Origin of the sequence: Brachybacterium sp. p3-SID1565 (genome assembly GCF_025143785.1) — a bacterium.
GTDB lineage: Bacteria > Actinomycetota > Actinomycetes > Actinomycetales > Dermabacteraceae > Brachybacterium > Brachybacterium epidermidis.
Genome location: NZ_JAMBDS010000006.1, coordinates 81,382 through 87,381, shown reverse-complemented (window position 1 = coordinate 87,381; position 6,000 = coordinate 81,382). Strand labels below are relative to the sequence as shown.

Annotated in this window: 10 protein-coding genes; all 10 read left to right on the top strand. The window is 69.3% G+C overall.

All coding sequences use genetic code 11. The features are described 5' to 3' along the window. Window positions 1-620 (top strand): 30S ribosomal protein S5 (gene rpsE / locus M4D54_RS03030; RefSeq protein WP_311199663.1); only part of this gene is annotated, 620 nt, incomplete at its 5' end. Beyond that, window positions 617-799, top strand: a complete 183-nt coding sequence (rpmD, locus tag M4D54_RS03025; RefSeq protein ID WP_311199662.1) for a 50S ribosomal protein L30 — start codon at window positions 617-619, stop codon at window positions 797-799. The genes rpsE and rpmD, both read left to right, overlap by 4 nt. Before the next feature lie 2 nt (window positions 800-801). Beyond that, a complete protein-coding gene (rplO, locus tag M4D54_RS03020) occupies window positions 802-1,278 on the top strand; it encodes a 50S ribosomal protein L15 (protein ID WP_193864448.1) in 477 nt (158 codons plus the stop codon). Between the two features lie 164 nt (window positions 1,279-1,442). Further along, window positions 1,443-2,747 (top strand): preprotein translocase subunit SecY, encoded by a 1,305-nt coding sequence (gene secY, locus M4D54_RS03015; protein WP_259792420.1) that lies wholly within the window; start codon window positions 1,443-1,445, stop codon window positions 2,745-2,747. After that, window positions 2,744-3,364 (top strand): adenylate kinase, encoded by a 621-nt coding sequence (locus M4D54_RS03010; RefSeq protein ID WP_193864450.1) that lies wholly within the window; start codon window positions 2,744-2,746, stop codon window positions 3,362-3,364. The genes secY and M4D54_RS03010 overlap by 4 nt, the downstream gene beginning before the upstream one ends. Continuing rightward, window positions 3,361-4,203, top strand: a complete 843-nt coding sequence (map, locus tag M4D54_RS03005) for a type I methionyl aminopeptidase (protein WP_193864451.1) — start codon at window positions 3,361-3,363, stop codon at window positions 4,201-4,203. The genes M4D54_RS03010 and map overlap by 4 nt, the downstream gene beginning before the upstream one ends. 265 nt (window positions 4,204-4,468) lie before the next feature. After that, complete coding sequence (infA, locus tag M4D54_RS03000) at window positions 4,469-4,690, top strand: translation initiation factor IF-1 (protein WP_010532507.1); 222 nt, start codon at window positions 4,469-4,471, stop codon at window positions 4,688-4,690. Between the two features lie 22 nt (window positions 4,691-4,712). Beyond that, window positions 4,713-4,826, top strand: a complete 114-nt coding sequence (gene rpmJ / locus M4D54_RS02995; protein ID WP_010532506.1) for a 50S ribosomal protein L36 — start codon at window positions 4,713-4,715, stop codon at window positions 4,824-4,826. A 208-nt stretch (window positions 4,827-5,034) separates the two neighbouring features. Further along, window positions 5,035-5,409, top strand: coding sequence for a 30S ribosomal protein S13 (gene rpsM, locus M4D54_RS02990; protein ID WP_193864452.1), 375 nt, complete (start codon window positions 5,035-5,037; stop codon window positions 5,407-5,409). Between the two features lie 113 nt (window positions 5,410-5,522). Beyond that, on the top strand, window positions 5,523-5,927 hold the full coding sequence (gene rpsK / locus M4D54_RS02985; RefSeq protein WP_193864453.1) for a 30S ribosomal protein S11: 405 nt from the start codon (window positions 5,523-5,525) through the stop codon (window positions 5,925-5,927). Window positions 5,928-6,000: the final 73 nt, after the last annotated feature.

The window sequence follows — 6,000 nt, the reverse complement described above, 5'->3', positions numbered from 1 at the left end:
CCCCCCGCGGCCCCCCCCCCCCCCACGACCGCGGCGGTCGCCGCGGTGAGGGCCGCGGTCGCGGCCAGGACGCCGAGAAGTCGGCGTTCCTCGAGCGCGTGGTGAGCATCAACCGCGTCTCCAAGGTCGTCAAGGGCGGCCGGCGCTTCTCCTTCACGGCCCTGGTGGTCGTGGGTGACGGCGACGGCACCGTCGGTGTCGGCTACGGCAAGGCCAAGGAGGTGCCGGCGGCGATCTCCAAGGGTGTCGAGGAGGCGAAGAAGAACTTCTTCCGCGTTCCCCGCATCCAGGGCACCGTCGTGCACCCGGTCCAGGGTGAGGACGCCGCGGGCATCGTCCTGCTGCGCCCCGCCGCTCCCGGTACCGGCGTGATCGCGGGCGGCCCCGTCCGCGCCGTCCTCGAGTGCGCGGGCGTCCAGGACGTGCTGTCCAAGTCGCTCGGCTCGACCAACGCCATCAACATCGTGCGGGCCACCGTCGATGCCCTGAAGCAGCTCGAGGAGCCCGAGGCGGTGGCCGCTCGTCGCGGCCTGTCCGTCGAGGAGGTCGCCCCGGCCGCCCTGCTGCGCGCTCAGGCAGAGGGTCGCGCCGCGGCCCGCGCCGAGAAGGTGGGTGCGTGATGCAGCTGAAGGTGACCCAGGTCCGTTCCGACATCGGCGGTACCAAGTCCCAGCGGTCCACCCTGCGCGGCCTCGGCCTCAAGCGCATCGGTGACACCGTGGTGAAGGAGGACCGCCCCGAGATCCGCGGCATGATCCGCGCCGTCACTCACCTGGTGACGGTCGAAGAGGTGGACTGACAATGACTGAGAACAACAAGGCCGACAGCACCGAGCAGAGCCTGCTCAAGCTGCACGACCTGCGCCCGGCGCCCGGTGCCAAGACCGCGCGCACCCGCGTGGGTCGTGGTGAGGCATCCAAGGGCAAGACCGCAGGTCGTGGCACCAAGGGCACCAAGGCCCGCTACCAGGTGCCAGCTCGCTTCGAGGGCGGCCAGATGCCGCTGCACATGCGCCTGCCGAAGCTGCGCGGCTTCACCAACCCCTTCCGCGTCGAGTACCAGGTCGTGAACCTGGCGACCCTGCAGGAGCTGTTCCCCGAGGGCGGCGCCGTCACGGTCGATGACCTCGTCGCCAAGGGCGCCGTGCGCAAGAACCAGCCCGTCAAGGTGCTGGGCACCGGTGATGTGAGCGTCAAGCTCGACGTCACCGCACAGAAGTTCTCCGCCTCGGCGGAGCAGAAGATCACCGCGGCGGGTGGGTCCGTCACCACCGCGTGAGTCTCTTTTGACGGGGCACCGCGGCGCAGAATAGCCTGTGCCGCGGTGCCCCGTCCCTGTTTCGTCGGGGCCGGTCCGCACGCCACCGGGCGCCGCCGGCGCACGCAAGGCAGAGGACGGGCGTGACCGATGGTCCGCGTCCCCGGACCTCCAGGAGGAATCTGGTGAACTCGTTCGTGCGCGCACTGCGCACCCCCGAGCTGAGGGCGAAGATCTTCTTCACCCTCGGCCTGATCGCGATCTACCGGCTCGGGGTGTTCGTCCCCACGCCGGGGTTCGAGTACACCAACGTGATGATCTGCGCCGACCAGGCGATGACGGGTCAGGGCGCCGGCGTGATGGGCATGGTCAACATGTTCTCCGGCGGCGCGCTGATGCAGCTGTCGATCTTCTCGCTGGGGGTGATGCCGTACATCACCGCCTCCATCATCGTGCAGCTGCTGCGCGTGGTGATCCCGCGCTTCGAGGCCCTGCACAAGGAGGGCCAGGCAGGCACCGCCAAGCTCACCCAGTACACGCGCTACCTCACGATCGGCCTGGCCGTGCTGCAGGCCACGACCATCATCACCCTGGTGCGCTCCGGGAACTTCTTCGTGGGCTGCGCCCTGGAGCTGGTGCCGGACCAGTCCGTCCCCACTCTGCTGCTGATGGTGCTGACCATGACGGTGGGCACCGTGCTGATCATGTGGATGGGCGAGATGATCACCGAGCGCGGCATCGGCAACGGCATGTCGCTGTTGATCTTCACCTCGATCGCGGCCTCGTTCCCCGCCGCGATGGGCACCATCTTCCAGACCCAGGGCTGGATGACCTTCACCCTGGTCATCCTGGTCGCGCTGGTGGTCATGATCGCCATCGTCTTCGTGGAGCAGTCCCAGCGCCGCATCCCCGTGCAGTACGCCAAGCGGATGGTGGGCCGCCGCATGTACGGCGGCACCTCCACCTACATCCCGATCAAGGTCAATCAGGCCGGCGTCATCCCCGTCATCTTCGCCTCCTCCATCCTGGCCCTGCCCCAGATGGCCACGTCCTTCGGCGACCCGAACGCCGCCTGGGTGCAGTGGATCAACGAGCACCTGGTGATGGGCTTCTCCTTCTCGTGGGTCTACGCCCTGGTGTACGTCTCGCTGATCATCTTCTTCGCGTTCTTCTACGTGTCGATCACCTTCAACGCGGAGGAGATCGCCGACAACATGAAGAAGTACGGCGGCTTCATACCCAACGTGCGCGCCGGCAAGCCCACCGAGCGCTTCCTCACCTACGTGATCAACCGGATCCAGACCCCCGGTGCCATCTACCTCGCCCTGATCTCGCTGATGCCGCTGATCGCGATGGTCTACCTGGGCACCTCGCAGGACTTCCCGCTGGGCGGCGTGTCCGTGCTGATCATGATCGGCGTGGGTCTGGACACCGTGAAGCAGATCGACGCGAAGCTCCAGCAGCACCACTACGAAGGGATCCTCCGGTGACCACCCCCGCACAGTCCTCCCACGCCGACGCCCCGGCCGCGAGCCGGCTGCTGATCGTCGGCCCGCCCGGCGCGGGCAAGGGCACCCAGGCCGCCCGCATCGCCGAGGCGCTCGACATCCCCGCGATCTCCACCGGCGACATCTTCCGCGCCAACGTCTCCGGGCAGACGGAGCTGGGCGTGCTGGCGAAGTCCTACATGGACAAGGGCGAGTACGTGCCGGACTCGGTCACCAACGACATGGTGCGCTCGCGACTGGCCGAGGACGACGCCACCGGCGGGTTCCTGCTGGACGGCTACCCCCGCACCCTGCCCCAGGTCGACGCCCTCGATGCCGTGCTGGCCGACCTCGGCGCCGCGCTCGACGCGGTGCTGCTGCTCGAGGTGGACAACGACGCGGTGGTCGAGCGCCTGGTGGCGCGTGGGACCGAGCAGGGCCGCAGCGACGACACCGAGGAGACCATCCGCCGTCGCCTCGAGGTCTACGCCGAGCAGACGGCCCCGCTGATCGACGTGTACGAGCAGCGTGGCCTGGTGCGTCGCGTGGACGGCATGGCCTCGATCGACGAGGTCACCGCCTCCCTGCTGGACGTCCTGGGAGCCCCCGCCTCCCGATGAGCATGCTGCGCCGGGAGCGGGTGGAGCTGAAGACACCCGAGCAGATCGCCGTGATGCGGCGCAGCGGGATGCTGCTGTCGCAGGTGCACGACATGCTGCAGGAGGCGATCCGCCCCGGGATCACCACCGGTGAGCTGGACGCCCGCGCCGAGACGATGATCCGCGAGCACGGCGCCACGCCCAACTTCCTGGGCTACCACGGCTTCCCGGCCTCGCTGTGCATCAGCGTCAACGACGTGGTGGTGCACGGCATCCCCGGCGACCAGGTGCTCGAGCAGGGCGACGTGGTCTCCATAGACGCCGGTCTGATCATCGAGGGCTGGCACTCCGATGCGGCCCGCACCCACATCGTGGGCGCCCCGCGCCGACAGGCCGACGAGGACCTGGTGCGGATCACCCGCGAAGCCCTGTGGGTCGGCATCGCGGCTCTGGCCACCGCCGATCGGGTGGGGGACATCGGCGCCGCGATCGAGGACTTCGTGAATGCGGCGGCGGGGGATGCCCTCTCCCACCTCGAGGACTTCGGCGGCCACGGCATCGGCTCCGCGATGCACCAGCCGCCGGACGTGATGAACTACCGCACCCGCTCCCGCGGACCGAAGGTGCGCCCCGGCATGTGCCTGGCCATCGAACCGATGCTGATCCAGGGCCCCGGCGACTGGCAGCTCGAGGACGACGACTGGACCGTGCGCGCCACCGGGGGAGGCCGCGCCGCCCACTGGGAGCACTCCGTCGCGGTCACCGAGCACGGCATCCTGGTGCTGACCGCTGCCGACGGCGGGCGCGAGGAGCTCGCCGCTCGCGGCATCACCACCGCACCGGATCCCCTGCTCGCGTGACCGGGGTCATCCTCGGCACCCCTCGCTCATCCCGCAGGCACCGTGTAGGCTGGTCGATCGGGTGTGCTCCGTGATGAGCGCACGCGAAGCGCGGCTGCAGACGATGTGCAGCGCCCTGGCGACCCCGGTCGCGGGCACCCGCGCTCGTGTGCCGCAGACGGGCTCACCATCGCAGACCACCGTACTCGCCGCGCGGGTCCGAGGTGTGCGTTCCAGGAATGCGGAACTCGGTCACCGTGACAGCGGTGCGAGAGATTGGGGAGGCATGGCCAAGAAGGACGGCGTGATCGAGGTCGAGGGCACGGTCACGGAGGCGCTCGCGAACGCGCGCTTCCGCGTCGAGCTCGACAACGGGCACAAGGTGCTCGCGCACATCTCCGGGAAGATGCGCCAGCACTACATCCGCATCCTTCCCGAGGACCGTGTGGTCGTCGAGCTGAGCCCCTACGACCTCGACCGGGGCCGCATCGTCTACCGCTACAAGTGAATCGTCCCGGGAGAAGGAAGCTATGAAGGTCAAGCCGAGCGTCAAGCCGATCTGTGACAACTGCAAGGTGATCCGTCGCCATTCGCGCGTCATGGTCATCTGCTCGAACCCCCGTCACAAGCAGCGCCAGGGCTGAGCGGGGCGATCCGTTCGTCCCGGCCTGTGCCGTGACAGCCGCGATGCGGCAGCCCTGAGGGGCACGCCCGGGACACCGGGCACACACAACAGAAGAGTCGACACCACCGGCCACGGCCGGCCACCCGCAGACGGAGGCTGCGGCGCCGGGGGCAGAACCCCTGCGAGGTGTCGGATCAGGCCTCCGGAACAGTAGGAGAGAACTGCACATGGCACGTCTGGTTGGAGTCGACCTCCCGCGCGAGAAGCGCCTCGAGGTCGCCCTGACGTACATCTTCGGCGTGGGCCGCACCCGCGCCCAGGAGACCCTGGCCGCGACCGGCGTCTCCGGCGACAAGCGAGTGCGGGAGCTGAGCGACGACGAGCTCGTCAAGCTGCGCGACCACATCGAGGCGAACTACCGGATCGAGGGCGATCTGCGCCGCGAGGTGGCCGCCGACATCCGCCGCAAGGTCGAGATCGGCAGCTACGAGGGCCTGCGCCACCGCCGCGGCCTGCCGGTGCGCGGTCAGCGCACCAAGACCAACGCCCGTACTCGCAAGGGCCCCAAGCGCACCGTCGCCGGCAAGAAGAAGGCCCGCTGATCCAGGGCACCTGCCCTGGGCACAGCGTGTCCCGCCCCCACCGACACCTGCAGTCACTTCGCGCCGCCGAGGGATCCGGCGCATCGATCACCTGAACTGAGGAGTTCCGCCTCATGGCAACCAAGACCCGCCAGACCGCGTCGCGCAAGCCGCGTCGCAAGGACAAGAAGAACGTCGTCAACGGCCAGGCTCACATCAAGAGCACCTTCAACAACACGATCGTCTCGATCACCGACCCCACCGGTGCCGTGATCTCGTGGGCCTCCGCCGGCCAGGTCGGCTTCAAGGGCTCGCGCAAGTCCACCCCGTACGCCGCGCAGATGGCCGCCGAGGCCGCCGCGCGCCGGGCGCAGGAGCACGGCCTGAAGAAGGTCGACGTGTTCGTGAAGGGCCCCGGCTCCGGCCGTGAGACCGCGATCCGCTCGCTCACCGCGACCGGTCTCGAGGTCGGGTCCATCCAGGACGTCACCCCGCAGCCGCACAACGGCACCCGCCCGCCGAAGCGCCGCCGCGTCTGAGGCTCCTTCTCGCGGCGGGCCGTCCTGCCCCCGCCCGACGGAGCGTCACCCCCCTGGCGCCGGCGCCGAGACC

Bases quoted from the DNA above. Each gene is read 5' to 3' on its own strand.
- rplO (WP_193864448.1), top strand. From the start codon at position 802: ATGACTGAGAACAACAAGGCCGACAGCACCGAGCAGAGCCTGCTCAAG.
- map (WP_193864451.1), top strand. From the start codon at position 3,361: ATGAGCATGCTGCGCCGGGAGCGGGTGGAGCTGAAGACACCCGAGCAG.
- infA (WP_010532507.1), top strand. From the start codon at position 4,469: ATGGCCAAGAAGGACGGCGTGATCGAGGTCGAGGGCACGGTCACGGAG.
- rpmJ (WP_010532506.1), top strand. From the start codon at position 4,713: ATGAAGGTCAAGCCGAGCGTCAAGCCGATCTGTGACAACTGCAAGGTG.
- rpsM (WP_193864452.1), top strand. From the start codon at position 5,035: ATGGCACGTCTGGTTGGAGTCGACCTCCCGCGCGAGAAGCGCCTCGAG.
- rpsK (WP_193864453.1), top strand. From the start codon at position 5,523: ATGGCAACCAAGACCCGCCAGACCGCGTCGCGCAAGCCGCGTCGCAAG.